The organism is Bradyrhizobium sp. 23AC (assembly GCF_054863025.1).
Map to the genome: position 1 here is coordinate 1 of NZ_JAVAYN010000238.1, position 254 is coordinate 254.

General features: G+C 65.7%; 1 protein-coding gene. It reads right to left on the reverse strand.

Features of this window, described 5'->3' with window-relative positions:
• The coding region (locus RAD10_RS42270; RefSeq protein WP_461622065.1) for an ABC transporter permease subunit at positions 1 to 254 on the reverse strand (254 nt) is incomplete at both ends.

Here is a 254-nt window from a genome sequence, read left to right on the forward strand (position 1 = left end):
ATCAGCATGCCGGCGATCGAGCCGATCGCGGTCGCCATGCCCCAGCCGAGCGCGATCATCCAGGAGGTGTTGATGCCGACGAGACGGGCCGATTCAGGCACCGAGGCGGCAGCGCGCATGGCAAGACCGATCCGCGTGTACTGGAAGAAGAAATAGAGGCCGAGCAGCAGCAGTATAGTGACGCCGATCATGCCGGCCTGGTGGGTCGAGATCAGCTGGCTGCCGAGGAACGGCGCGGAGCCGAACGGGGTCGG